The organism is Exiguobacterium acetylicum, from assembly GCF_019890935.1.
Taxonomy (GTDB): Bacteria; Bacillota; Bacilli; order Exiguobacteriales; family Exiguobacteriaceae; genus Exiguobacterium_A; species Exiguobacterium_A abrahamii.
The window spans coordinates 797012-821022 of the sequence record NZ_CP082333.1 but is presented as its reverse complement, the minus strand read 5'-3'; the positions used below and the strand labels follow the sequence as shown (position 1 = coordinate 821022).

Genomic DNA, 24011 nt, shown 5'->3' with positions numbered 1-24011 from the left:
ATTAAAATTCCTCCAATTGCTTTCGTATCACCTGCTCGCCAAGTGCAAGGTCAGGTGCTTGTCCGGTGAAGCGTTCAAATGCTTCAGCCGCTTGTAAGACGAACATCGGGACGCCGTCAAGAGTGTCGAGACCTTTTTCGGTCGCTTCACGTAATAGACGGGTCGGCGTCGGTCGATAAATAATATCACAAATCAAGGCGTGCGTCTCCGTCAATTCGATCGGACGTGCCTCGATATGTGGCGCCATCCCGACAGAAGTCGTATTGATGATGACGTCGTAACTCGTTAAATCAAATGTTTCTTGCCATGGTAGAACGGTTGCTCCGAATTCATCGGCAACTGCCTTAGAGCGTTCTTCTGTACGATTCGTGATCGTCACATCTCCGGGCAACGCAGCAATGATGCCTCGCGCCGCACCGCCCGCACCAAGAACGAGCGTCTTTTGAAATGACGGACGACGTTCTGTCAACGCGCGGACGAATCCGATTCCATCTGTATTCGCACCAATCAACTGCCCATCCTGCCGATATACCGTATTCACGGCGCCTGCTTTTTGAGCTGCCGGCTCTAGACGATCCAGATACGGAATGATTGCTGTTTTATGCGGAATCGTCACATTGATTCCGTCTAGCTGATGTGTACGTAATTTCGTAATGATTTGCGGCAATTGCTGCTCCGTTACATCGATGAGGTCATAACAGCCGAAAAGCCCAGCCGCTTCCAGCCAAGCTGTATGCAGCTCAGGTGAAAGTGAATGGGCAATCGGATGACCGATGACGGCAAAGCGCATCAGACGAGCGCCTCACGTAAGGATACAGCGACACCTTTCGGGGCGTAAGCAGCGACACGTCCACCTTTTCCGTGAACCGCAACCCACCCGAGTCCACTGAAGACGATATCCGTCTTCATGTTGTCACGGAGGCTGAATTCATGACGGACAAGCGGCGGTAGCATCTCACGCGTCTTTTCGTTTGGCGGAGACAATAGCTCACCGTTGTGGTTCGCATATAAATCGTCTGCCTTTTCAAGCTTCGTCCGGTGAACTTTCAATTCGTTCGACATATAGATGACGAATGAACGCTTGTTCCCTTCCATATAGTCCAATCGTGCAAGACCTCCGAAGAAGAGTGTCTGTTGCGGATGGATTTGGAAGACTTGTGGCTTGATCTCTTTTTTCGGTGTGATCAGCTTCAAGTCCTTTGCATCAACATAGTGAGCCATCTGATGATGATTGATGATCCCTGGTGTATCATACAAGTTACAGTTATCGTCGAGTGGAATGTCGATCAAGTCGAGTGTCGTTCCTGGGAAGTGACTGACCGTGATGACGGCTTCATCTTCTTCACCGAAGCGTTTGATGACTTGGTTGATCAGTGTCGATTTACCGACGTTCGTACAACCAACGACATAGACGTCGCGACCTTTTCGATAATAATCGATTTTTTCAGCGAGTTCATCAACTCCGTGCCCCTTTTTCGCACTGATCAGATGAACGTCAACTGGACGTAATCCAAGCTCTTTCGATGCTTGACGCATCCAGTTCATGAGGCGGTTCGGGTTGAGTGACTTCGGTAATAAATCGGCTTTGTTCCCGACGAGTAAGACATCGTTTTTACCGACAAACCGATGTAATCCCGGTAACCAACTTCCATTAAAATCGAAGATATCAACGATTTTAACGACAAGTGCATCTTTTTGACCGATTCCGTCTAAGATTTTAACGAAATCATCGTCCGATAACGATACATCTTGAATTTGATTGTAGTGCTTTAATTTAAAGCAACGTTGGCAAATGACCATTTCACGATCAAGTGCAGATTTAGGTGCGTATCCTGGTGCTTTTGTGTCTTCCGTTTGAATGGCGACACCACAGCCAGCGCAGTGGATTTCTTCGATCATATTATGTTGAGCCGCATGCGGGAACGATATCCCTTCTCTTTTCACCGTAGCGCCCTGCTCGCTACTCCAAGAGCGTAACTTCCGACCTCTCGCCGTACATGTTGCGACTGCTGCCTTCCCTTTCATCTACCGATCTGACAGGGTTATTGTTGCTTATCCTGACGAAGTGTTTCGATCGGATGCTCCAGTGCAGAAGGATCTTCCTTGACGCGTTGTGTCAATTTATAGATTCCTTTGCGTTTCATCCGGCGGAAAATGACACGTTCCATCAGGCGATTGAATTTCGTGACGACACCGTCCGTCTTAACGACAGGTTGAACGTGGATGACTTCGATTCCAACGGAGTTTGCACCGAGTACATCCGTGAAGAGTTGGTCTCCTAAGAAGACAACTTCCTTCGCGTGATAACCGAATTCCGTCAATGCCCGTTTAAACCCGATAGGAAGCGGTTTTCGAGCAGGCGCAATATAATGCAATCCGAGTGGATCCGCAAACTTCTTGACGCGGTCTCCGTTATTGTTCGATACGATGATGACGTCGAAACCATATTGATTATTCACCATATCCAGCCAAGCAACCAATTCGTCTGGAGCATCTGCGATATTCCATGCGACGAGCGTATTATCAAGATCGGTCAAAATCGCTTTGACACCGTTTCGTTTGAGCATTTCAAGGTCGATATCGTAGATCGAAGCCACGAAATGTTTCGGATAAAGTCGTTTGAACAAGAATAAAACCTCCAGATAATGGTCTAGCTCTATAGTTAAGTTTAAGAAACAGTTATGCTCTTATCGTTCGATTATAGCACAATCAGGTAGTAAGAGCGACGAACAAAAGAAAACGGAAGGCGGACCTTCCGTTTTCTTAGTAATACCGAATCCACAAATAGAGTTGGGATAGAATCAACGTCACAATCGTGATCGGTGCTCCGTAAATCAAAAAGCGCATATAGGTGAATTTTTCACCTTGTCGTGTCGCGAGACCCGCGACAATGACGTTCGCCGATGCACCGATCAATGTTCCGTTACCACCGAGACAGGCACCGAGTGCGAGGGACCACCATAATACGTCCACTTTCGCATCTGCTGGTGATAATCCAATTCCAGCAGCTACATCATTGATGAGTGGAATCATCGTCGCAACGAACGGGATATTATCGATCGTCGCACTGGCGATACCAGACAACCAAAGAACAGCAGTCGCTGTCGTCTGAATGTCACCGCCTGTCAGATCAATCGTCTTTTCAGCAAGGTAGCGAATGATACCTGCTTCTTGAATCCCGCCGACGAGCACGAATAGTCCGGCGAAGAAGAAGATCGTCGTCCATTCAACACGAGCAAAGATTCCTTCTAGCTGATGATCGTTTTCAATCGTCAGCAACATCAGGATCGTCGCTCCAAGAATCGCGATCGCTGGTGCTTCGAGATGGAGCCCGATGCGATCAAGCAGCGGATGCAATACGAACAACGCAATCGTACTGACGAGCACGATACTACTTCGCGTGACCAATTTTCGACTAACGATATAACTCTTCTCATCGATTTCCATCAATTTTTGTCGATCTTCTGCTTCGACATGCAATTGCTTCCGGAAGATGAAATACAGGATGCCGATCGTGACGATCGTAATGATCAGGATGATCGGTGCGAGATTCATTAAAAAGGCATTAAACGTCAAGTGTGGATTCGCAGCACCAATCATGATGTTCGGTGGATCCCCGATCAACGTCGCCGTCCCACCGATATTCGCAAATAGGACTTCTGCGAGCAAGAACGGAAACGGCGCGATTTTCAGTATCTTCGTAATCGAGAACGTGATCGGAACGATCAATAAGACCGTCGTGACGTTATCAAGGAATGCCGATCCAAGTGCCGTCAATGCGGACAGTAAAATCAGTACCTTGATCGGATCACCTTTCGTCGTCTTCGCAGCGCGGATTGCGATGTATTCGAACAAGCCAGATTGGTTGGCAATCGTGACGAGAATCATCATGCCGATCAATAAGACGATCGTTCCCCATTCAATGTATTCAAACAATGCGGTCTCAAGGTCCACGATACCGATGATGACCATCGCGAGCGCTCCAAGCAAGGCGACGATCGCCCGACTTACTTTTTCACTGATGATGAAGCCATAGGTCACTAAAAAAATGATGAGTGCGATATACGTCTGGACCTGTGTACTTCCGATTTCTGCTAATGCCAGTGCCGGCATGATTCATACCTCCTAAACGTAAGGAGACGCCCCGAACGGGCGCCTCGCTTTCATGAATGCCATTGTCCGAGACGCTGCCCCATTAAAACTGGTCCGATCGCTTGACTGTCTAACGTCAATGCATCTTTCGGACAGATTAAGACGACCGTTGAACCGAATGAGAAGTATCCGAACTCATCCCCGCGACGAAGCTCCTTTGACTCGTTCGTCCGAACGATCGAGTTGACGTTGAGTGCACCGACCATGACATGTTCAAGTGCATGTTTCCCTTGGACGATGCGCGTCACGCGACGGTAGTTCCGCGTCAATGGACGAAGCGCATGTGTGAGACCAATCTCATTTACCGGTGCTGAATCGCGACCGAGCGTATAACTCGTCCGGACTGTTCCATCCATCGGCACATGAACACGATGATAGTTTTGCGGACTTAAGTAAAAGATCATCACACGTCCACCAACATATTGCTGTGCCTCGTGATGGGAACCAAGTAACTCGGATACCGTATACGACTGTCCTTTGACAGTAAAGCGACTATCAGCCGTCAAATCGTCAACGACAGACAATACACCGTCACACGGACTGACGAATGCACCTTCTGCTTGATCGATCGGTCGCATTTCCGGTTTGACATGACGAATGAAAACGTCATGTAAACTCGAATACGCTTCTAAATTCTGAGTCGCTTCTGTCATATTTAAATCGTATGCCTGAACGAACGGACGGATGAACGGACGACTGATACGGCTCATCGCAAAACGTTTCAGTTGTTTGGCAACAAGCGGGTGTCCATTTAATTCGAACACGCGAGAGTAAAACCATCTTTTAATCATTGAGATCACCAGATGATTCTTCTTTTGAGTCCTTTACGTCTTTTCCAGCGAAGAACTCTTTATAGCTGTCTTCTGTTTGTTCACCTGCTACGCGTCCGACTTCTTTACCGTCTTTAAAGTGAACGACAGTTGGTGTACCCTCGATGCCAAACGTATCCCAAGCCGACTGCTCGACAGCAAGATCGATCTGTTCGAACGGAATGTCTTGTTTTTCACCAAGCGGAACAAGATATGGTTTTACTTTTTCACAGTGGGAACAACCCGTTTGATAGAAATACGTATAGAATTCATCACCGGATTTTACTTTATCTGCGACTTGTGTAGCCGTTAGATTGCCATTCTTCGATGCAGAATCTTCTCGATCCGTGAAGACAAGAAGTAATCCTCCCACCAATACGATCAAGGCGATGACTCCCGCTGTAATCCAATTCGCCTTGGATTGCGGTTTTTTCGTGTTTTTACGTTTCGACTTCTTTGACACGTCTATCCCTCCGTCATTCTGGTATTAGCCATTTTTTCTGAACCATTATAGCATGACCATTCGCAAGAATCGTATCGATTTGCAAAGCGTCATCAATCAGTAACAGATCCGCTCGTTCTCCAACCGCGATTCGTCCGCCCGGTATACCATATGCATCCGCGACATGTCGCGTGATCGTCGCGATTGCCTGATCAAAAGCAACACCCTGCTCCACTGCATCGCGTACGGCTTGCATCAAGGAAGAGGGTTTTCCTGTATCAATTCGCACTAATCGACCTGCCTCATCAAATGCCGGAAGACTTGCGCCAGCGTCGCTCGACATCGTGATCTGTTCGGGTGGAATTCCCACTGCTAAAGCACGAACAACAGCCTGTCCTGCTGGAATCTCGCCTTCCGCAATGAAGCTTTCCGTCGTACACGTCGTAAAATCGATCCGTCCTCCCCGTTTCGCCCAGGCGAGTCCTGCCTCAAAAATCCGTTCACTCCGATTGATATGTGTCGGAAGGAATTGTTGAATCGGTAGATCGGTCGTGTCGATCACTTCATGTAATAGATCGAGCCCTTGTTTCCCGTCTCCGATATGGACGTTCATCGTTCCCGACACACCTTTGACCATGCCGGCAATTCGGGCTTCTGACGCTAATCGCGCGAGTTCATGAGCCGTCGGTTGTGTCGATCGGTGATCGTTGATGGCAATCTCTCCGATACCGATCACTTCATTGATGAGGACGATATCATGTCCTGTCGATTGCGTCAGGAAGACCGGCGGAACCATATAACTTCCGCTTAATAGAAAGGGACGGATACCAGATGCAGCATATCCCCGTATGTGTGCCAGTAGGTCAATTCCTGTTCGCGTCCAGCCGTCCGTTCCGAGTAATCCGACGACCGTCGTGACACCGCCTTCGAATATGTCGCGAACAGTCAACGGAGCCGTTCGCGTGGCAAATCCGCCTTCTCCTCCTCCACCGATCGGATGTAAGTGTCCGTCGATGAATCCGGGGACTAGCCGTTTGTTGCGACCATCAATCCGGTGCGTAATGAGTGCTTCATCTATGGTGTAGGAACCGATTCCGATGATCTGATTCCCTGCGATGTAGACATTTTGCGGCATCTCTTGCCACAGAACCTGTTCGATGACGATCATCGATCATTCCTCCTTAAGACAAAAAGCGAGCCTATCGCCCATGTGACGACATCTCGCTTTTCCTTATTCTGCCTTAGTCCCTTGACCAAGACCTAAATCTTCATTGACAGCATCGAGTGCGAAGACGACAAGTGAAGTGACGACAGACATAGCTGTCGCGAATCCGAAGCTATACGTTACTGCATCAACTGCCGATACGATGAACACAGCCGTGTTCACGAGTAAGAATGACCAAAAGAATGTAACGAGAAAACGCATGATTTCCCCTCCGTTTCCATAACGTACTATAGAGTTATCCTACGATTTGTAGTATACCATTTTTTAATCCAAGCAACAGCTTTTCTCTAATTTTTTCAAGCGCTTTCTTTTCCTTGAAAAACTTAATCGTTTCATACGAAGGACAATCGCTTCATATGCTACAGTAGAATTAACGAAAAGAAAGCGGAGGATTTCATCATGACCCGTCACTTAATCGCTGTCGATCTCGACGGCACCCTTTTAAAAGATGATAAGACAATCAGCGCTGCGAACATCGCTGCACTCCAGCGTGCACGTGCTAACGGTCACGAAGTCGTCATTGCAACCGGACGACCATTTCGTCACGCCAGGAAATATTACGAACAACTCGGTTTGACGACACCGATCGTTAATTTTAACGGTGGTCTCGTTCATCACCCGCAAGATAATCACTTTGAAGTCCAGCATCATCCGATTCCATTAAAAACTGTTCAACATATTTTAGAATCTGTCGCTGAGACGAAAACACAAAATATCGTCTGCGAAGTCACGGATCATGTCTATTTTCAATATGACCCGGTCGGCATTTACGAATTTTATACCGACCATGCCTTATCCGTCACGACCGGAGATTTACGAAAGGTGCTTATGCATGAACCAACATCTCTTTTAATTCATGCCAAAGGAGAACATGTCGATGAGATCCGCTCCGAACTATCTGGCATTCATGCTGAGACGGTACTCAATCGTCAATGGGTGAAGCCTGAATTCATGGTCGAAGTGATGCGTAAAGGTACAAGCAAAGCGGTCGGTCTTGCTCATATCGCCCAACACCTTGGAATTGATTCGCGACAGATCGTTGCGTTTGGTGATGAGGAAAACGATTTAGAGATGATCGAGTATGCTGGACATGGTGTCGCGATGGGTAATGCCATCCCCGCGCTGAAGTATCTGGCAAACGGCACGACGAAGCGAAATGAGGATGACGGAATCGCGTATTACTTGAGACACGTCCTTGGACTCGCATGAAAACAGATAAAAGGCACTTCTGCATGTTGCAGAAGTGCCTTTTTCATTATCCTTTTCGGAAGTATCCGACGACCGAGTCCGTTGCGACGACGTTGATGAAGACCGTCTCGTCCGCTTCCCGGCAAATCCGTTCAATGTCCCGCAATTCGTGACGCTCGATGACCATCATCAACGTCGCTTTTTCAGCTCGAGAATACGTACCGATCGAAGGAATTTGCGTGATTCCTCGGATGATATGCTGATGCAAAGCCGTCGTGATGTCATCCGCATGATTCGTGACGATGAAGATCGTCAGGCGCTGATTGCTCGTATGAATCTCATCGACGACCTTAGACGTCACGTAGATGAAGACGATCGTATACAAAGCAGTCGACCAACCGAACAATGCGCCTGCTAATAAGGCGATTAAGAAATTCAAGACGAACAGATACAAGCCGACACTGCGATCGGAGAAACGGGCAAAGATGAGGGCAACGATATCGAAACCACCCGTCGAAGCACCGAACTTAATCGTGATACCGGTACCAATCGCAAGCAAAACCCCTCCAAACACTGCATTCAGTGTTTGATCACCTGGTATGACAGCGTATTGAGGAATAAGACCAATGAAAATCGTCGTTGCCAAGACCGAAACCAACGTAATGATTGTAAAACTTCGACCTAACATGATCCATGCGAGCACGATTAAAGGGATGTTCAACGCCAAGAACCAGACGTTTTCCCCAAACGCAAATGCTGTATTTTGAAGGACTTGCGTCAGGATTTGGGCAAGTCCTGTAAATCCTGTCGAATAGACCCCACTCGGAATCAAAAACCAGTTCATGGCAACGGCAATGACGAATCCCCCAATCGATGCCACGATCACTTTTAACATACTTTCCTTTACTACTGCTGTCACACGCCGTTCTCCTCTCATTCATAACTATCTTGAAACACTTTAGCACATTCAAATGTCGCCGGATAGTCAAGATTTCCAAAGATTGATGTTCTTTTTCATGATGGCGTTTTCATTTGTGACAAAGGTGTCCTGCTTCTTGTTACACACAAAAAAAGAACCGACTCAAACATCGGTTCTTTTTCTCTCTTATACTGTCATCGAAGCAGGAACTGTAATCTGTCCTCCTGCCGGAACTTCTACAGTTGTTCCATGAACGTTTAAGCTGAATGCTTCGCCTTCTGTTTGGGCGATTTCGACGGCATTTGGCTGTACATGGACATGGATATGATGACCGCGCCATTGCATCCGGAATGTATAGCTCGTCCAGCCTTTTGGCAACATCGGCTTAAAGGATAACGTATCGTTCGCCACCCGTAATCCGGCGAATCCGTGGACGATCGACATCCATGATCCAACCATCGACGTGATGTGTAATCCGTCTTCCGTATCATTGTTGTAGTTATCAAGATCAAGTCGTGCTGAACGTTGGTACAGTTCGACCGCTTTTTCCTCATAGCCGACTTCCGCCGCAATGATCGAGTAGATACATGGTGATAATGACGATTCGTGAACCGTGCGTGGTTCATAGAAATCGAAGTTCGCTTTTTTCTCTTCTACACTGAAGCGATCCGTCAAGAAGTAAAGACCTTGTAAGACATCTGCCTGTTTGATGAAGACAGAGCGAAGGATCCGGTCCCATGACCAATTCTGGTTTAGCGGGAGATGTTTTGGATCGAGGTCAGCGACCAAGATTTGTTCCTTATCCATGAAGCCATCTTGTTGCATGAAGATTCCTGGTGCTGCCTCATCTTTTGGATAATACATCTTCGCATCGATATCTGCCCACTTTGCCAGTTCCTCATCCGTCAACGCTAATTGATGCATGAGTTCTTGCAAACGTTCTGGCTCTTCTTGTGCTAAATGACGGTGAACAGTCTGCGTATATTCGAGACACCAAGCCGCAATTAGGTTCGTATACCAGTTGTTGTTGACGTTGTTCTCATATTCGTTCGGTCCCGTCACGCCAAGAATCATATAGACGTCCTTATGCGCCACGTAATTGACACGGCTTGCCCAGTAACGGGAAATCTCGACTAATACTTCAAATCCGTATTGTCCGAGGTACGATGTGTCTCCCGTGTAATTCGTGTAATTATAAATCGCATGCGCGATTGCACCGTTCCGGTGAATTTCTTCATGTGTGATTTCCCACTCGTTGTGACACTCTTCTCCGTTCATCGTTACCATCGGATAAAGTGCACCCTTCATGCCGACATTCTTATCCGCATTTTCTTTTGCTTGCGGTAATTGATTGTGGCGATACTTGAGTAAATTCCAAGCCACTTCCGGTTTCGACGTCGCAAGGTAGAAGTTCAAGCAGTACGCTTCTGTATCCCAATACGTCGCACCACCATACTTCTCGCCCGTGAAGCCTTTTGGTCCGATGTTTAGGCGTGAGTCTTCACCTGTGTAGGTCTGGAACATATGGAAGATGTTGAAACGAATCCCTTGCTGTGCCTCGACATCCCCTTCAATCTTCACATCCGCTTCTTCCCAGTGGTGCAACCACGCTGCTTCATGTGTCGCAAGCAACGATTCAAATCCTGATTCGAATGCGACGTGAACCCGTTTCATCGCTTGCTCCAGTAACGCATCGATGTCATGATCGCGATTCGTTACGAGTGCGACGAATTTTTCGACTGTGACGCCTTCTCCGACTGCGGCTTGTTTCGTGAAACGATTCGCGACGTACTGCGTATTGCCATCGACGACTTCGCACTGTGCGCCTTCGACATCCGTGATCATCGCTGCTGTCACATGCCAATCGAGCTTTTTCGTTTTTGATGTGACATAACCAAACCGTTCTTCAATTCCGTGTTCGACAGGAAGCCAGAACTTCTCGTCATAGTTCGAGTCTTCATTTTCAACATCTGCATCGAGATACGATTCAATGACGATTTCTGCTTCAAAATTGACAGGTGTCACCGTATATTGCAAGGCAGCGATTTCTTTATCGACGATCGAGAAGAAACGCTTGGATTCGACTTTCGTTTCCTCTACCCCATTCTTCAATAGCATCGTCCGTGTCAACACACCGTGTTGCATATCAAGTTCGCGTTTGAAGTCGATGACTTCCCACGTGTTCAAGTCAACAGCTTTTCCGTTGACGGATACTTTCAATCCCATGATATTGACAGCATTGAGTACTTTCGCGAAGTACTCCGGATAACCGTTTTTCCACCAGCCGACACGTGTCTTATCCGGATAGTAAACACCTGCGACATACATGCCTTGATGCGTGTCCCCTGTGTATTCTTCTTCAAACGTCCCGCGCATTCCCATATGACCGTTTCCGATCGATGTCATCGATTCTGCCAATCGATTATCTTCTGGATGAAAACCAAGCTCTGTAATTTTCCACTCATTGACCTCAAAAAGTCGTTTCATCGTCAAGTCGCTCCTTTTTATGCTACGCATGTCGGTCACCCTGATCATGTAAGCGTTTCATCTATACTATACATTCTTTATTGTACACATAAAAAGCATCAATGCAATCGTTTGCACGAAAATAAATTTCTTTTTCTGCAACCGCTTCCTTTTACTAGAAATCGATAGCCATTTGAATCAAAAAAAGTCTATTTTTAAACCAATCGGCTCAAAAATAGACTGTCGTTTCATGCTTCAGATTTTCCGCCACAAGACTGACGGACGACGAGATAATGCGGGACGATGACGCGCTTCCCATAAGGGGTCGCATCTTCATTGATTTGTTCAATCAAACAATTCGTCGCTTCAAAACCAAGTCCAAAGATATTGATTTCAACAGAAGTCAACGGCGGGCTTGAGAATTCTGCGATGAACAAGTTATTGAAACTGACGACGGCCATTTGATCCGGCACACCGATCCCCATCTCATTCAGTGTACTCATGACACCAAGTGCCATCATATCGTCACTGACGACGACGGCCGTCGGCGGATGTTCAAGCGACATCAGTCGTTTGACTGCCTCAGCGCCTCCTGTCGTCATGAATGGTGCACTGACGATGTAGGATTCCTGAATCGGAATCCCCTCTTCCATGAGAGCCGTCTTGTAACCCCCGACACGTTCTTGCGTCACAGCTAGGTCCTGTGCACCTCCGACGAATGCGATACACTCATGCCCAAGTTGATGCAAGTACTTCGTCACTTCGCGACCGGCTAGATAATTATCCGTATCGACATACGTGACATGTGATGAATCACTGAATGGTTTTCCGACGACGACGAACGGAAACTTCGAATCTTGCAGAAATTGAACAACTTTGTCATCCGTACGGGAATACAGTACGACGACACCATCGACACGACGGCCCTGAACCATCGACACGACACCTTCATATACTTCTTCTTCCGAGACACCTGTCGTCATATATAACGAATATCCATTTTGATGCGCTTTTGTACTGATTCCTCGAATGACCTCCGAAAAGAACGGGTTTTGTAGCGTTTTTGTTGCAGCACTTGGCATGACGAGACCAATCGCTTGTGTCGTTCGATTCGCTAGACTGCGTGCATGAACGTTCGGATAATATCCGAGCTCATCCATCGCCTGCCGCACCCGTTCCTTCGTCTTTTGACTGATGCGCGAACTATTCGCAATGACGCGTGATACCGTCGAGGGTGCGACATTCGCTTCCCGTGCTACATCCTTGATTGTTACCTGCATCCCCTTCACCTCACATTTCCCCTAGTTAAGTATTTTATTTTGTTTGACGTTGCATGCGTTTACGGTGAACGAGAAGAAGTATGAGCGCTAAAATCGGAGCAATCGCACCAATTGCGATGATCGACCACCAGTTGACTTGTGACTTTTCGATGACATAGCTGTTCGCACTATTTGCATCAAGCGTGATCTCATAGGCGTCACCATCTTGACGCACCAAGTCTGAGAATAAAAGTCCTCTTAAACGCTGGTCATCACCGATTTCTTTCGCAGACACGCGTAAGCTCGTCTTTTTTTCTCCAAGATTGATGGCGTAAACGACTTGTTGTTGTTTCGTCTCCCGTGAGTAGACTGCCATATGATCGGTTTTTGCGATCAAGCGTTGCTTCCCTGTTGCAAACGCTGGGTAGTCCTGACGCATCTCGTTCAACGTTTTTACGTACTGTTGCATCTTCTTATTTTGATCAAATGTCATCATCATCCGGTTTCCAGGATCCTCACCACCTGGCATCGCCACCTCTGTTCCTTGGTAGACGATCGGCATCCCTGGTGCAGCATAGAGTGCGAACAGCGCTAATCGAAGTTGCCGCTCCTCTTCATCTGCTCCACCAATCTTTGCTTCCGTGATGAAGCGCTTGACATCATGATTATCAATGAAGGTTGCAAGTCCCTTGGCATTCGGATTAAACGTAGTATCTCGATTATAAACTGAATCGAGCTCTTCCGCTGAACCATTTTTGCGGGCAAACTGATCCTTGACTCCATAATAAAACGGGAAGTTCGTCACGGAATCAAAACCTAATTTTGAATAGGACGCGATTTTTCGTGGATCTCCATCGAATACTTCAGCCAACAAGAATAAGTCTGGATGCTTTTCTTTGACTGCTGGGATAAACGTTTCCCAAAATGACGCTGGCACATGGCGAACCGTATCGAGCCGATATCCGTCTATACCCGTTTCATCGACCCAGTAGTTCGCGACATCAACTAAATAATCGACGACTTCCGGATTTTCCGTATTGAAGTCCGGTAAATCGAACAGCCAGTTATTCTCGACTTCCGACGGGTTATTCCAGTTCATGATTGGTTGATTTTTATGGAACCACTCCGGTTTTTCTTTCACCATTGGATGATTTGGTCCTAAATGATTGACGACAAGGTCAAGGACGACCTTGATATCCCGTTCATGTGCTTCCTTGACGAGACGTTTAAACTCTTCCTTTGTTCCGAAGTGCGGATCAATCTCGTAATAATCATCCGTCCAGTATCCATGATAACCATTCGGACGGTTCTTAAAGATCGGCGTTAACCAAATCGAAGTGAATCCTTTTTCCTTGATGTAATCGAGACGTTTCGTCACGCCTGCTAAATCGCCACCTTGAAACGCTTTTGGATTTTCAGGATCCGCCTCTCGATCATTACTCGGATCGCCATTCTCGAACCGATCCACCATGATGAAATACATTCGTTCTTTTTCCCAACCTGCTGCTTCACCCGTCATCGGTTGAAGCCCGATAGACAAGAGAAGCGGCAAGAGGAGAAGCATTATGCCTCGTCTCATGCCGCTGATTTCCCCCTTATGATTATCCTTTTGTTCCACCTGCTGTCAATCCAGACACGAAGAAGCGCTGGAATGCGAAGAAGAGAAGAACGATTGGAACTGCTGATAATACGGCACCTGCCGCAAATAACGTGAAGTTATTGTCAAACTGCTCCGACACCATGTTGTACAACCCGACCGCAAGTGTCTGTTTCTCAGGAGAACGCAGGACGAGCGATGCTAAAATGAAGTCGTTGAATGGTGCCATGAAGTTGAACAACGCGATGACGGCAACCATCGGTTTTGCGAGCGGTAAGATGATTTGCCAGAAGATTCGTAAGTGACCGGCACCATCCATCCGTGCCGCCTCATCGAGTTCTTTTGGAATCGTATCGAAATATCCTTTTGCAAGATACGTATTCATTGGAATCGCGCCACCCGAGTAGAGTAGGATGAGCGCCAGATGCGTATCAAACAATTCTAACATATTAAGCAAGACATAAATCGCAATAATGGCAACGAATTGCGGTACCATCTGCAACACGAGGAACAAGATGAGTGAATTTTTCCGACCGACGAAGCGATAGCGTGAAAAAATGTATCCTGTTAACGTGATTAGCGCGACGGAGACGACCATCGTGATGACGGCAATCTTGATTGTGTTTAAATACCACATGCCATAATCCGTTTTTGACGGATCAAACAAATCGAAGTAGTGAATCAAAGTCGGATTACTTGGGAAGATATCCGATGTAATACTTTTCCCTGGGTTAAGTGAAGTCCCAACGACCCAAAGGAGTGGATAGACGATAATGATGGAGGCGACCGTCAAAATGAGATATGACAACGCCATGTTGATTCGGTTTTGTTTTCTCATATTAGATCATATCCTCATCTTTGAATGATTTTGAACGCTTGAACTGAATGACGGCAATCGTCATGATGAAGAACGACAACACAAGCGTGATCGCTGCTGCAAATCCATACTGCGGGTTCGCACCAAGCGACAATTTGTAAATCCACGAAATCAAGATATCCGTTCCACCAGCCGATTGACCCGGTACTGCCGGTCCACCGTTGTTGAAGAGATAGATGATATTGAAGTTATTGAAGTTGAACGTATACTGCGTGATCAAGATCGGTGCTGTTGCGAAAAGAATCATCGGCAACGTGATTAAGCGGAATTTCTCTCCTGCTGTCGCTCCATCAATTGTTGCTGCTTCATAGAGATCCTCTGGTATCGACTGCAAGATCCCCGTCGTCAGCGTCATGATGTATGGGAAACCTAACCACCACTGAATCCCGATCAATGCAAGCTTCGTATACGTCGGATCCGTCATCCAGTCGAGACCATTATCGAGACCAATCGCTGGTAGTAACGTCGTATTGAAGACACCGAATGTCTCATTGAACATCGAGCGGAAGATCAAAATCGTGATGAACGCTGGTACTGCCCATGACAGGATCAAGATGGAACGGAAGAACCGTTTTCCTTTGAGTCCCTTTTGGTTCAGTAAGACTGCCAGTCCGATACCAATCGCGATGACACCTGTCGTCGAAGCGACGGTCCAGACAAGCGTCCAACCAAGAACGCTGACGAATGTGTCGCGGAAAATATCAACCGTGAAGATATTCAAGAAGTTTTGAATCCCGATCCAGTCGACCAATTTCGCTGGAGGAGAGTTGTTGAACTTATAGTTTGTAAAAGCAATCAAGAAAGTAAAAATCAACGGTAAGACGACTGTGAACACTAAAAGTACTAATGAAGGAATCAACATCGCATACGGGAATCCATTATCACGGAAATTCCGTAGTTGCATCTTCAAGGAAGGTACTTCGAGGTTCATGTCGCGCAACTTACCGATTCGATACGCATCGATAAAGTTCCAGACGTAAATGGCGATACCAAAGACAAGTAAAATCAAGGCAATGATGCCCTCGACCATTAGAAAGATCGAGTGATCCCCCCTTACGCCTGGTACCTCACCGAGTGTAATCAAGCCCCAGATCGCTCCGCGATCGCCAGGACCATTTCCGGCTCCTTTGAAGAACAGTTCAAAGTTGACGAGAAAATATGATAGTACGACGACAAAAAATGTCGCGCCTTTAAGGAATTGTTTATTGTATAGTTGTCCTACTCCTGGAATGATCGACATCAGCGCCGCAATCGTGCGGTGGTTCGTCTTTTTTTCAGGCGTTGGATTCGTCGGGTGTGGTGTTGCAATCGCAGCCATCGTCCGTTCTCCTTTCCAAAGGTCATGTCTGACCTCAGGCTTCTCTTCCAACCATAAAGATGAGGGGGAATCCAAGATCCCCCTCTCTTTATCTCTTTTTCATGGATTCACGCGTTCCATTTACGCTTATTGATTGTTAGCTTCGATTTGTTGCTTAATTTGTTTGACAGCATCATCAGCTGATTTTTGTGCGTCTTGTTTGTTTGTTGCAACAAGCTGGAGTGCTGCTGCCATTGGTTCCCAAACTTGACCCATCTCAGCGATGTTCGGCATTGGCACACCGTTTTGTGATTGTGCAAAGACTGCTGCTGCGACTTCGTTATCCTTGATTGCTGCATCTTCTTGAAGCGCAGTGACTGGTGGGATCTCATTGTATTTTTCGAACATAGCTTTCGCGTTCTCTTCACCAGTGAGTGATGCCAAGAACTTCTCAGCCCACTCTGCATTTTCCGAGTATGCTGAAATCGCGTATGTTTTTACACCAACGAATGTTTTAATCGGCTCACCGTTTGGAAGTTTCGGAAGTGCTGAAGCTCCGAGGTTGATGCCTTTTTCTTTATAGCTCGCAACTGCCCATGGACCGTTCATGACAGCAACAGCTTTTTTATCGCCGAAGAGTTGGTCAAGTGCTTGACCACCGCCACCACCGATAAGACCTTTCGGGAAGAGACCTTCTTTGTACCACTTGCCGATGTAATCCATACCTTCGACAGCACCTTTGTTGTTCAAGCCAATATCTGCTGGATCCAATTTGCCACCGTTGTCTTTGAAGACATACCCACCGTAGCCACCGATTGGACCGTGTGCGAAGTAGAAGTTATCCCAAAGCGCGAGGAATCCGTATTTACCGTCTTTCTTTTGCTCTGTTGAGATCTTGTACAGATCATCCATTGAAGCTGGTGCTTCTTTTAATTCATCTTTATTGAAAAGGAGGATTGGTGTTTCAACTGCTTTCGGATATCCGTAGACTTTACCGTCAAACGTTACTGCTGATTTCGCTGTATCGATGAATGGCTCAAGTGCTTTTTCGCCATCTTTGAGTTCTGCGATCAAGCCTTGGTCAACGACTGTACCGATTTGGTCGTGTGGAAGAAGCATGATATCCGGCCCTTTACCTGCTGGTCCGTCAAGTGCTACTTTCTTCTGCTGATCTGTCATCTTAACTTCTTTAACTTCAACTTTGACGCCTTCTTTTTCTTCGAACGCTTTAGCTGCCGCTTTAGTCGTTTCAGCTTTTTCAGTGTCTTCCCAGATGACGATCTTGCTTGGTTTTTTACTGCCTGAATCTGAAGATGATGATTCAGAATCCGATCCACCGCCACATGCTGCAAGTGCACCGATTGCCATGACAGATACAGAGAGACCTGCTACGAATTTTTTCATTTCCATGATTGAAATTTCCTCCCCAAGTTAACTTATGAATGATAAGTTTTAATGCACAACGTTTGCATAAAGGCACAACCATTTTCTCATGATAACAACCGAGTGGTTGTAAGCGTTTTATGAAAACGTTTGCATCACCTTTACATTTTTATTATACAATCTAAAATCCTTTTGACAAGTCCTTTTATTCAATTATTTTCTTACATTTCAAAAACTTTTTATTTTTGATTTCATTATTTGAATCAAATGCTATAGAGAATAAGTGCGTAAAAAGAAAACGTTTTCATTTTTATTGTTTGCACAACATGATGCAAACGATTGCATCATACTCTCGACTTTTATCAGGAATCCTTGATTTCACGGGATTGGAATTGACTTTAAGAAAGCGCTTTACTATTCTTAGGTCGAAGACATAATCAATATGATGCAAGCGATTGCGTTAAGGAGTGACTGCCATGTTCAAAGAAGCTGTGTTTCACCGTGCGATGTCTCCGTTCGTCTATAAATACGATGAGCGAACAATCCACATCCGTTTACAAACAAAAAAAAATGACGTTGATCGCGTCGATTTGATTTGGGGCGATCCGTATGATTGGCATACTGAAAACCCAGATGCTGCCGATTGGAACTTCGATCCCTCAAAATCCAACTACTGGAATACATTCGAAACGCCGATGAAGCGAAGTGGATCAGATGAACTATATGATTATTGGTTCATCGATGTTGTTCCTCCCTTCCGTCGCCTACGATATGGTTTCCGTCTCCATGACGGTGCAACAAGCCAAGTCTTTACAGAGCGTGGATGGTTCGATGAAAAACCGCTCGATGATACAGGCTACTATTTCTGTGTTCCTTTCCTTAATGCAGTCGACGTATTCACTGCACCGGATTGGGTCCAGGATACAGTTTGGTATCAAATCTTCCCAGATCGCTTTGCAAATGGCGATGCGACGAATGATCCAGCTGGTACACTTCCATGGAATAGTACAGCACCGACGACGACGAATCTTTTCGGTGGAGATTTCCAAGGAGTCATCGACCACATCGATTATCTCGTTGAACTTGGTATCACTGGTATTTACTTCTGCCCGATCTTCTTGGCGAAATCGAATCATAAATATGACACAATCGATTACTTAGAAATTGATCCACAATTCGGTACGAAAGAGAAATTCAAGGAAATGGTCGATCTGTTACACGCACACGGGATTCGCATCATGTTAGATGCCGTTTTCAATCATGCCGGCTTCCACCATAAAGCATTCGCTGACATCCGTGAACATGGTAGTCATTCAACCTATAAAGAATGGTTCCATCTGCGTGATTTCCCGCTCGTGACAGAACCATTGCCGAACTACGATACGTTTGCTTTCGTACCTGAAATGCCGAAATTCAACACCGAGAACGATGAAGTAAAGTCATACTTACTCCATGTCGCCCGCTACTGGGTCGAAGAATTCGGAATCGATGGCTGGCGACTCGACGTCGCCAACGAGGTCGATCACGCATTTTGGCGTGATTTCCGTCAAGTCGTCAAGGAAGTCAACCCTGACACGTATATCCTTGGTGAAATTTGGCATGACTCACAGGAATGGTTGCTCGGTGACCAGTTTGATGCCGTCATGAACTATCCATTTACGAATGCCGCTTTGAACTTCTTTGCCTTAGATAAGACTAAAGCAAGCTCGTATGCGAACGATATGTCGCATGTGTTGTTCTCAAACACGATGAATGTCAATGAAGTGACCTTTAATTTGATCGGATCACACGATACACCGCGTGCGTTGACGCGTGCTGGGAATAACAAACAGAAGCTTCGTCTTCTCTTGTTATCGATGTTGACGTTCTCAGGTAGTCCCGTCATCTATTATGGTGATGAGATCGGTCTCGATGGCGATCAAGATCCAGGCTGCCGAAAATGTATGCCGTGGGATCCTGAAGAGCAGGATCAGGAGTTATTCGCCTATACGCGACACTTGTTACAGCTTCGAAAGCAGCATAAGACGCTTGCGAACAAAGGACATATCTCTTTCGTTCATGCGAATGATGAGACGAATACGATCATCATGCGTCGCATGAGCCCGGAAGGATTATATTATATCTACTTCAACAATTCAGATGCTCCCGTTTCGTTGACCGCTCCACAAGCTGGTCGGGGGCTTGATTTATTGACGAACACGCACCAGCAGACACTTGATGTCTCTCTCCCTGCGTATTCTGGAACGATCGTTCAAGTCTTATAATTATCTAAAAGCCTGTACACTCACCTTCTAAAAAAGAAGTTTTGTGTACAGGTTTTTTCTGTATCCGTTCTCCAGGATAGAAACAAGTTAATGAATGCCATCGAATTAGGGTATAGGGTACAGAAAGGAGGACATCCTCCATGGAAATTTTCTTTTACGCCGGTCTCATCCTCATCGGCTTGTTTACGATCAGTTACTTGAGTGAACGATTCCATGTCCCGAGTATTCTAGCCTTCATCTTGATCGGAATCGTCCTTGGATTCTATTACGACCCTCCCGAAGAGCTGAAACTCGGGGGAGAAGCGGGCATCATCGTCCTGTTCTTTTTACTCGGTCTAAAATTTTCAGTGGCGGACTTGCTGATTCAGCTCCGTTCCATTTGGAAAGCAGGAGTCATCGATATTCTACTTTCGTTTGGTGGAACAATCCTGTTGACTTTATCGTTCGGTTTTTCCATCGCCGAATCGTTTTTGATCGGCTGTGTCTTGTACGCGACGAGTTCTTCGATTTCAGCTCGACTGCTCGATCGGGAACCGGATAAACATCAGGATGTGAATCGCTTCGTGCTGTCCCTACTCGTCTTCGAAGATTTGATGGCACCGATCCTACTGACGACGGCACCATTCGTTTTAGGAACTGAGACGTTCTCGGTAGCAAAAATTAGTATCATCTTTCTCGGATTTGGCTTCTTCTTCATTGCTTTAATCATCATGACGTTGTTCATCAGAAGACGGAAACGTCTCGTCGATTCACTCTACCGTCATCCTGATGCCGGCATCGGAATCATCGGGTTAATCTTGTTATTTTCCGGTGTCGGTATTTTATTCGGCTTGTCAGAAGTACTTGGCGCCTTTATCATCGGTATTCTGTTAACCGAACTGGATGAGACGCGTTATCTTAGACGACTAGTCACGCCGTTCCAAGACTTATTATTACCATTGTTCTTTATCACGTTCGGAATGTCATTCGAGTTGACTGACGGATTACCGATTGATCTATTTTTCTTCGCTCTTGTCATTTGGGGAGTCGCCTCTAAATTCTTAGTCGGTTACCTCGGCGGAAAATCGTTCGGTCTATCAAATTATCATGCGATCGAATCAGGATTCTGTCTTGGTCCACGTGGTGAATTTTCGATTCTCTTCATCACGCTCGCTAGTGGCGCATTCGTGACGTTGACCGGGATATACATTTTTGTTTCTGCTTTTCTTGGAATTTTACTATTCCGTATCTCTACAGGATTGACGAATCGCACACATGCGACCGCACGAAAAATCAAAAAGAAATTAAATTAAAAAGACGTCGGCGCATCGTGCGTTTCCGACGTCTTTCTTCTATATATGTTCTTCGATTCATCGTCCGACAAAAACGGGACGTTTTTTTTCGATGAAGGATTCAACAGCATGACGATGGTCTTCCGTTTTTCCAGCACGTGACTGATAGATGATTTCTTGAGCAAGCATTTCCTCCAAGTTATTTTCATAACTCGCTGCTTGCAGCTGCTTGATGTACCCGATCACTTTTGTCGGACGATCTGCCAGCTGACGAGCAAACGCTGTGACCTCTTCTACAAATTTCTCTGATTCGATACTTCGTGTCGCAAGATTGAGCGAAACGGCTTCGTCTGCTGAAATCGTGTCACCGAGTAACGCAAGCTCCGTTGCTTTTGCCGCACCGATTAGCCGAGGTAAGAAATACGGCGCTCCTGCATCCGGGACAAGACCGATATTGATGAATCCGAGCGACAATTTCGCTTCAGCGTGGACGAGCCGGAAATCGCAGGCGAGCGTTAGTGATAACCCCGCACCTGCCGCTACACCATTGATGGCAGCGATCGTCGGTTTCTTCGATTTAGCGAGTGCCCGCACGACAGGATGGTAATACTGCTGTAGATATTCACCATGATCGAGCTCAGGCGAGACGGTTTTCAAATCTTGTCCTGCACAAAAACCACGTCCTTCACCAGTCAAGACGATGACACGAACTTCCTCATCCTGATTCGCTTCTTCTAGAGCGTCTGCCAACTCTTCTAATAAATTCGACGTTAATGCATTCAGTTGTTTGGGTCGAGCCAGCGTTAGCGTTGCGATTTGATCCTTGACGACATAATGCATTTCTCGTTTCATCGGATTCCCCTACCTTTTAAAAATGAATGATTGTTCATTATGATGTATTCGTGATATTTTATGAAAATCCTTTTAAATCTCTTTTTTTTCGATGAAAGACAAAAAACCCTCTTTCATTATGAAAATCGAAGGCGTATAGTTTCAAAAAGATAAAGAAACACTATTCGTTTTATGAAACAAAGGGGATTTATTTATGAAAACAGTCAAGCAACCAAGCTTATTCCACATTACGTGGCCATTATTCATCGAGATCGCATTGCATATGAGCCTCGGGATCATTGCAACGTTGATTTTAAGTTATTACTCGGATAGCGCTGCTGCGGCAGTCGGTGTATCCAATCAAATTTTGAATATCTTCATTATTCTCTTTAACATCACCTCGGTCGGTGCAACGATCATCATTGGTCAGTACCTCGGTGCAAGAAAGACGCAAAACGCTCGTCAAACGGCTCGTTCTGCTTTTGCGATTAACTTGTATACCGGTCTCATCGTTTCTCTGACCGTCGTGTTGTTCGGAAGACAACTCCTTGGATTTTTCTCGTTAGAAGGAGAGACGCTCGTCTATGGCGAAACGTTCATTAAGATCGTTGGTCTATTCCTTTTCTTAGAAGCTATCTCATTGACACTGGGTGCGATTCTCCGGAGTCATGGATTCACTAAAAATGCTATGTATGTCACGCTACTCATGAATTTCGTTAGTGCTTTTGGTAACGTCATCGCTGTTCTTGGACTCTTCGGCATTCCCGTTCTCGGTGTTGCTGGTGTCGCTTGGTCGATCGTCATCGCCCGGACAATCGCTGTCCTTGTCTTGTTCTTTGTCGTTTACCGCAAACTTTCTTTACGTTTTACAGTAAAAGACTTGATTCATTTCAATCGTGAGGATGTGAAACGAATCATGAACATCGGAATCCCATCTGCTGGTGAAGGGATCTCGTATCAATTCTCACAACTCATCATCACAGGATTCATCGCAACAATTGGTGAAGCAGCGTTGTCTGCTCGTGTTTATGTATCAAACATCACGATGCTTTGTTTCCTATTTACACTTGCGATCGCGCAAGGAACGCAATTACTCGTCGCACGCCAAGTTGGTGCTCAACAATTTGAACAAGCATATGGACGGGCTGTGAAAACATTGAAGATCGCTGTTTTCGCAAGCTTCATCTCAGCTGTAGCACTTGCTTCATTCGGTTCATCGATTCTATCAGCGTTCACATCGAGCCCTGAAATCATTGCAATCGGTATCCCACTACTCTGGGCAAGCGTCATTCTTGAACCAGGTCGCGCGATGAACATCGTGCTTATGGGAACTCTTAAATCGGCAGGAGATGTTCGTTTCCCTGTCGCCATCGGTATTCTATCAATGTGGGGAATCGCGGTCGTCCTCAGTTATACACTTGGTCTTGGTTTCGGTCTCGGTTTACTTGGAATCTGGATTGCCTTCTCTGCTGACGAATGGTTCCGTGGCATTTTCGCCATGAAACGTTGGCATGGACGGAAATGGGTCCAATACTCACTCGTCAAAGGAGAAACACATGAGCAAAACGAACGTCGAGAGGCTTCTGAAGCAGTCTAAGATTGACTTCGAATCCCTCACTTATCCTGTTGATCTTGATGATTTATCTGCTGAAGCCGTCGCTAGAAAGATTAATTACCCCCTTTCGACCATTTTTAAAACCCTTGTTTTGAAAATGGTCGAAAATAAATATGTCTTCGTCGTCATTTCGGGGGAAGAAGAACTCTCTCTAAAGGCAGCGGCTAAAGCATTGCATTCGAAAAAAGTCGCGCTTGTTCCGATGAGGGAGTTAGAAGGCCTGACTGGCTATATTCGAGGTGGTGTCTCTGCCATCGGTGCTAAGAAGAATTTTCCGGTTCTTTTATCGGATCGTGCTATTCATGAACCATTCATCATCATATCCGCTGGAAAACGTGGACATCAAGTTCGATTGAATCCTCATGATTTTTTATCTTTCACTCAGGGGATTCTCTTTACGAACGGCTGAATTCCAT

General features: G+C 46.1%; 21 protein-coding genes. 5 read left to right on the top strand and 16 right to left on the bottom strand.

Annotation, left to right across the window (positions count from 1 at the left end; translation table 11 throughout):
* Position 1 precedes the first annotated feature (1 nt).
* From aroE to K7G97_RS04200, 8 genes are all read right to left on the bottom strand, one after another.
* Positions 2-790, bottom strand: coding sequence for a shikimate dehydrogenase (gene aroE / locus K7G97_RS04235; RefSeq protein ID WP_058265063.1), 789 nt, complete (start codon positions 788-790; stop codon positions 2-4).
* Positions 790-1899 (bottom strand): ribosome biogenesis GTPase YqeH, encoded by a 1110-nt coding sequence (gene yqeH / locus K7G97_RS04230; protein ID WP_023467421.1) that lies wholly within the window; start codon positions 1897-1899, stop codon positions 790-792. The genes aroE and yqeH overlap by 1 nt, the downstream gene beginning before the upstream one ends.
* Before the next feature lie 143 nt (positions 1900-2042).
* Positions 2043-2627, bottom strand: coding sequence for a YqeG family HAD IIIA-type phosphatase (locus K7G97_RS04225; protein ID WP_023467420.1), 585 nt, complete (start codon positions 2625-2627; stop codon positions 2043-2045).
* Positions 2628-2763: 136 nt separating this feature from the next.
* Positions 2764-4113 (bottom strand): ArsB/NhaD family transporter, encoded by a 1350-nt coding sequence (locus K7G97_RS04220; RefSeq protein WP_223041437.1) that lies wholly within the window; start codon positions 4111-4113, stop codon positions 2764-2766.
* A 50-nt stretch (positions 4114-4163) separates the two neighbouring features.
* Complete coding sequence (locus tag K7G97_RS04215) at positions 4164-4943, bottom strand: phosphatidylserine decarboxylase (protein ID WP_223041436.1); 780 nt, start codon at positions 4941-4943, stop codon at positions 4164-4166.
* On the bottom strand, positions 4936-5424 hold the full coding sequence (locus K7G97_RS04210; protein ID WP_050677692.1) for a thioredoxin family protein: 489 nt from the start codon (positions 5422-5424) through the stop codon (positions 4936-4938). Before K7G97_RS04210 ends, K7G97_RS04215 begins: the two co-directional genes overlap by 8 nt.
* Before the next feature lie 13 nt (positions 5425-5437).
* Positions 5438-6571, bottom strand: a complete 1134-nt coding sequence (gene iadA / locus K7G97_RS04205; RefSeq protein ID WP_223041435.1) for a beta-aspartyl-peptidase — start codon at positions 6569-6571, stop codon at positions 5438-5440.
* Positions 6572-6634: 63 nt separating this feature from the next.
* On the bottom strand, positions 6635-6829 hold the full coding sequence (locus K7G97_RS04200; RefSeq protein WP_023467415.1) for a YjzD family protein: 195 nt from the start codon (positions 6827-6829) through the stop codon (positions 6635-6637).
* A 198-nt stretch (positions 6830-7027) separates the two neighbouring features.
* Between K7G97_RS04200 and K7G97_RS04195 the strand changes: the two genes are divergently transcribed.
* On the top strand, positions 7028-7837 hold the full coding sequence (locus K7G97_RS04195; protein ID WP_223041434.1) for a Cof-type HAD-IIB family hydrolase: 810 nt from the start codon (positions 7028-7030) through the stop codon (positions 7835-7837).
* A gap of 46 nt (positions 7838-7883) precedes the next feature.
* Here K7G97_RS04195 and K7G97_RS04190 read toward each other — a convergent pair whose 3' ends face one another.
* From K7G97_RS04190 to K7G97_RS04160, 7 genes are all read right to left on the bottom strand, one after another.
* Complete coding sequence (locus tag K7G97_RS04190; protein ID WP_023467413.1) at positions 7884-8735, bottom strand: YitT family protein; 852 nt, start codon at positions 8733-8735, stop codon at positions 7884-7886.
* A 186-nt stretch (positions 8736-8921) separates the two neighbouring features.
* Positions 8922-11222, bottom strand: coding sequence for a glycoside hydrolase family 65 protein (locus K7G97_RS04185; RefSeq protein ID WP_223041433.1), 2301 nt, complete (start codon positions 11220-11222; stop codon positions 8922-8924).
* Positions 11223-11449: 227 nt separating this feature from the next.
* Positions 11450-12481, bottom strand: a complete 1032-nt coding sequence (locus tag K7G97_RS04180; RefSeq protein WP_035398727.1) for a LacI family DNA-binding transcriptional regulator — start codon at positions 12479-12481, stop codon at positions 11450-11452.
* 34 nt (positions 12482-12515) lie between these two features.
* The gene (locus K7G97_RS04175) at positions 12516-14039 is read right to left on the bottom strand and encodes an alpha-amylase family glycosyl hydrolase (RefSeq protein ID WP_195865601.1); all 1524 of its coding nucleotides are present in this window, start codon (positions 14037-14039) and stop codon (positions 12516-12518) included.
* Between the two features lie 22 nt (positions 14040-14061).
* Positions 14062-14895 (bottom strand): sugar ABC transporter permease, encoded by an 834-nt coding sequence (locus tag K7G97_RS04170; RefSeq protein ID WP_023467409.1) that lies wholly within the window; start codon positions 14893-14895, stop codon positions 14062-14064.
* A 1-nt stretch (position 14896) separates the two neighbouring features.
* The gene (locus K7G97_RS04165; protein WP_195865600.1) at positions 14897-16252 is read right to left on the bottom strand and encodes a carbohydrate ABC transporter permease; all 1356 of its coding nucleotides are present in this window, start codon (positions 16250-16252) and stop codon (positions 14897-14899) included.
* A 126-nt stretch (positions 16253-16378) separates the two neighbouring features.
* Positions 16379-17635 carry an extracellular solute-binding protein gene (locus K7G97_RS04160; protein WP_174316741.1) on the bottom strand — a complete coding sequence of 419 codons (1257 nt, stop codon included), beginning with the start codon at positions 17633-17635 and terminating at the stop codon, positions 16379-16381.
* A 455-nt stretch (positions 17636-18090) separates the two neighbouring features.
* Between K7G97_RS04160 and K7G97_RS04155 the strand changes: the two genes are divergently transcribed.
* Complete coding sequence (locus K7G97_RS04155; RefSeq protein WP_223041432.1) at positions 18091-19878, top strand: glycoside hydrolase family 13 protein; 1788 nt, start codon at positions 18091-18093, stop codon at positions 19876-19878.
* Positions 19879-20018: 140 nt separating this feature from the next.
* Positions 20019-21170 carry a cation:proton antiporter gene (locus K7G97_RS04150; RefSeq protein WP_223041431.1) on the top strand — a complete coding sequence of 384 codons (1152 nt, stop codon included), beginning with the start codon at positions 20019-20021 and terminating at the stop codon, positions 21168-21170.
* Between the two features lie 57 nt (positions 21171-21227).
* On the opposite strand, the gene K7G97_RS04145 is transcribed toward K7G97_RS04150, so the two are convergent.
* A complete protein-coding gene (locus tag K7G97_RS04145) occupies positions 21228-22001 on the bottom strand; it encodes an enoyl-CoA hydratase/isomerase family protein (RefSeq protein WP_064300354.1) in 774 nt (257 codons plus the stop codon).
* A gap of 193 nt (positions 22002-22194) precedes the next feature.
* Between K7G97_RS04145 and K7G97_RS04140 the strand changes: the two genes are divergently transcribed.
* Positions 22195-23577 carry an MATE family efflux transporter gene (locus K7G97_RS04140; RefSeq protein ID WP_035398439.1) on the top strand — a complete coding sequence of 461 codons (1383 nt, stop codon included), beginning with the start codon at positions 22195-22197 and terminating at the stop codon, positions 23575-23577.
* The gene (locus K7G97_RS04135; protein WP_223041430.1) at positions 23537-24004 is read left to right on the top strand and encodes an aminoacyl-tRNA deacylase; all 468 of its coding nucleotides are present in this window, start codon (positions 23537-23539) and stop codon (positions 24002-24004) included. The genes K7G97_RS04140 and K7G97_RS04135 overlap by 41 nt, the downstream gene beginning before the upstream one ends.
* The last annotated feature ends 7 nt before the right edge of the window (positions 24005-24011 follow it).

Coding starts and splice junctions, on each gene's coding strand:
- K7G97_RS04185 (WP_223041433.1), bottom strand. CDS start 11,222: ATGAAACGACTTTTTGAGGTCAATGAGTGGAAAATTACAGAGCTTGGT.
- K7G97_RS04140 (WP_035398439.1), top strand. CDS start 22,195: ATGAAAACAGTCAAGCAACCAAGCTTATTCCACATTACGTGGCCATTA.
- K7G97_RS04200 (WP_023467415.1), bottom strand. CDS start 6,829: ATGCGTTTTCTCGTTACATTCTTTTGGTCATTCTTACTCGTGAACACG.
- K7G97_RS04155 (WP_223041432.1), top strand. CDS start 18,091: ATGTTCAAAGAAGCTGTGTTTCACCGTGCGATGTCTCCGTTCGTCTAT.
- iadA (WP_223041435.1), bottom strand. CDS start 6,571: ATGATCGTCATCGAACAGGTTCTGTGGCAAGAGATGCCGCAAAATGTC.
- K7G97_RS04215 (WP_223041436.1), bottom strand. CDS start 4,943: ATGATTAAAAGATGGTTTTACTCTCGCGTGTTCGAATTAAATGGACAC.
- K7G97_RS04165 (WP_195865600.1), bottom strand. CDS start 16,252: ATGGCTGCGATTGCAACACCACACCCGACGAATCCAACGCCTGAAAAA.
- K7G97_RS04195 (WP_223041434.1), top strand. CDS start 7,028: ATGACCCGTCACTTAATCGCTGTCGATCTCGACGGCACCCTTTTAAAA.
- K7G97_RS04175 (WP_195865601.1), bottom strand. CDS start 14,039: ATGAGACGAGGCATAATGCTTCTCCTCTTGCCGCTTCTCTTGTCTATC.
- K7G97_RS04180 (WP_035398727.1), bottom strand. CDS start 12,481: ATGCAGGTAACAATCAAGGATGTAGCACGGGAAGCGAATGTCGCACCC.
- K7G97_RS04150 (WP_223041431.1), top strand. CDS start 20,019: ATGGAAATTTTCTTTTACGCCGGTCTCATCCTCATCGGCTTGTTTACG.
- K7G97_RS04220 (WP_223041437.1), bottom strand. CDS start 4,113: ATGCCGGCACTGGCATTAGCAGAAATCGGAAGTACACAGGTCCAGACG.
- aroE (WP_058265063.1), bottom strand. CDS start 790: ATGCGCTTTGCCGTCATCGGTCATCCGATTGCCCATTCACTTTCACCT.
- K7G97_RS04170 (WP_023467409.1), bottom strand. CDS start 14,895: ATGAGAAAACAAAACCGAATCAACATGGCGTTGTCATATCTCATTTTG.
- K7G97_RS04160 (WP_174316741.1), bottom strand. CDS start 17,635: ATGAAAAAATTCGTAGCAGGTCTCTCTGTATCTGTCATGGCAATCGGT.
- K7G97_RS04145 (WP_064300354.1), bottom strand. CDS start 22,001: ATGAAACGAGAAATGCATTATGTCGTCAAGGATCAAATCGCAACGCTA.
- K7G97_RS04135 (WP_223041430.1), top strand. CDS start 23,537: ATGAGCAAAACGAACGTCGAGAGGCTTCTGAAGCAGTCTAAGATTGAC.
- yqeH (WP_023467421.1), bottom strand. CDS start 1,899: ATGATCGAAGAAATCCACTGCGCTGGCTGTGGTGTCGCCATTCAAACG.